This is a genomic window from Dehalococcoidia bacterium (assembly GCA_022449765.1).
In the GTDB taxonomy this organism is placed as follows: Bacteria; Chloroflexota; Dehalococcoidia; order Lucifugimonadales; family Australimonadaceae; genus UBA2963.
The window spans coordinates 1-2,492 of record JAKUPZ010000035.1; the positions used below are offsets into that span (position 1 = coordinate 1).

The following is a 2,492-nucleotide window of genomic DNA, read 5'->3' on the forward strand; positions in this document are numbered from 1 at the left end:
GAATTATTAACCGCATTGTAGCACTGTAAAATGACACAACAATCCGCGGAAAACATTGGGAAACCTTGAACTTTTAATAGTAAAAGTTGTATATCATATACATATTTATATAATATATAGATTATATACAACTAAGGATAATTAATGTCTTCTTCTCGTACTTTCGATTTCTCAACTAGGTCTATCGCATCTTTTTCCGCAAGGCACGCATGGTGGGTGGTAGGCATATGGGTCGCACTGGTTGCTTTTGCAATTTTCATTCAGACGGCGTACCTGTCGGACGCTTTGACTACAGAATTTGATTACAGTCATGAACCAGAATCAACTTTAGGTGCGAAATTACTCGAGACCAAATTGCGGGGCCCACGTTCAATCAACGAAGTCGTAATAATAAAATCGGAGACCCTAAATATTGACGATCGAATTTTCAGAGCTCAGGTCGATTCAATATATGCTTACCTGTTGGGCCAGGGCGATTCGGTAATTTCAGGGGCTACAAATTATTACTTAAATGCTGATCCATCACTTGTTGCTCCTAGCAGAGATGCGACATTAGTTCCTTTTCAGATGGCAGGAGAATTTAAAGAGGCAACTGTAAACATTGAGCCCATTATCGAATTTATTGCAGAAGCCAATGAAGAACCTGATTTTACTGTGTATATCGTCGGAGAGGCCAGCTCTGCTTTCGAAAATAACGAACTTTCTGAGAAGGAAATCCAGCAAGGCGAGATTTTTGGGATACCTACGGCGTTATTAATTCTACTAGCATTATTTGGAGCAGTTGTAGCGGCGGTGGTTCCCTTGATTCTTGCAGCAATATCCATAGTAATTGCATTAGCTGCTACTGCAATTGTAGGGCAAATAATCCCCCTAGTGTTTTTCGTGACGCTAATGATAACAATGATCGGGCTTGCAGTAGGTATCGATTACGCTCTAATTGTCGTGTCTAGGTTTCGAGAAGAACTTGCAAAGGGCCGTAGCAAATCAAGAGCCATAGAAATAACGGGAAGTACCGCGAATCGAACAGTTTTCTTTAGCGGAATGACAGTTGTCTTAGCTCTACTTGGTATGTTGATTATTCCAACTAATATATTTCAGTCCCTGGGGATAGGGGCAATTTTGGTAGTGATTTCTGCAGTTTGTGCAACCCTAACTTTGCTTCCTGCAGTCTTGAGTATTCTAGGAGATAAAATCAATTTTATGCGGTTACCGCTCGTCGGTCGTAATCTCAATAAGACCAATGAGGGAGGCGACAAAAGAGGGTTTTGGGATAGAACGACTCAATTAGTAATGCGCCATCCGATCATTAGCTTGTTTTTAGCAGGTGGTCTTATGCTCGGTTCAGCAGCACCGGTTGTTGATTTAAACACAGGGTTCAATGGACTGGATTCTCTTCCTAAGGACCTCCAAGTCAGGCAAGCATTTGACTTAATTGAACGCGAATTTCCTGGAGGTTTTGGCTCAGTTGCTCCAGTGGACATTGTTATTGAGGGTGATTTGTCCGATAAAAGTATCGCAAATGCAATTCAAGATTTTATGGAAACTATTTCACTTAATTCCATTTTCGCTGGAACTCCATCAGTACAGACTAATTCAGATCAAGACCTTGCCGTGATCACCACATTTTTTGCAGGAGCACCTGCAAGTGATCCCGCAGTGAAAATCATAGATCTATTGAGGAATGACTATATTCCGAACTCGTTTGGGAACGTTGATGCAAACGTGTATGTGACTGGTCAGAGTGCGTTCAATAAAGACTTCTTTAATACTGTAGATACTTACACCATATGGGTATTTGCTTTTGTGTTGGGACTAAGCTTCCTACTTTTGACAGTGGCTTTTAGGTCCATAGTTATACCAATAAAATCTATTTTCCTGAACCTCCTTTCTGTAGGTGCAGCTTATGGTTTGTTAGTACTGATTTTTATTCATGGCTATGGTGCAGATTTACTTGGTTTTGAAACTTCACCGTCGATAGAGGCCTGGATACCATTATTTTTATTTTCGGTATTATTCGGCTTGTCAATGGACTATCACGTGTTTTTGATAAGCAGGATAAGAGAGCGATTTGATTTAACAAACGACAATGCAGAGTCTGTTGCATACGGCCTAAGATCTACGGCAGGGTTAATAACTGGTGCAGCTCTAATTATGGTTGCTGTTTTTAGCGGGTTTGCAAGTGGAGATCTTATTGGCAATCAGCAAGTGGGATTTGGTCTTGCAATCGCGATTTTCTTGGATGCGACGATTGTTCGGTCAATTTTGGTTCCCTCAACTATGAAATTACTTGGAAAGTGGAATTGGTATCTGCCACCATGGTTGGAATGGTTACCAAAAGTTTCGGTGGAAAACTCGGAGATAGCAACAGAGGCTAAAGTAAATTAGCAGCTTCCGAGCGGTATGTTCCAAATTCGCTCCTTAGCGTGTCACAAATTTCACCAAGAGAGGTGTAAGCCTGAACACACTCAAGTATTGCAGGCATGACGTTTGTT

General features: G+C 41.1%; 1 protein-coding gene. It reads left to right on the top strand.

Features of this window, described 5'->3' with window-relative positions:
• Positions 1–144 precede the first annotated feature (144 nt).
• A complete protein-coding gene (locus tag MK127_08355) occupies positions 145–2,385 on the top strand; it encodes an MMPL family transporter (protein ID MCH2532802.1) in 2,241 nt (746 codons plus the stop codon).
• Positions 2,386–2,492 lie beyond the last annotated feature (107 nt).

What these genes read in the sequence shown, in the direction of transcription:
- MK127_08355 (MCH2532802.1), top strand. Translation starts at nt 145, where the DNA reads ATGTCTTCTTCTCGTACTTTCGATTTCTCAACTAGGTCTATCGCATCT.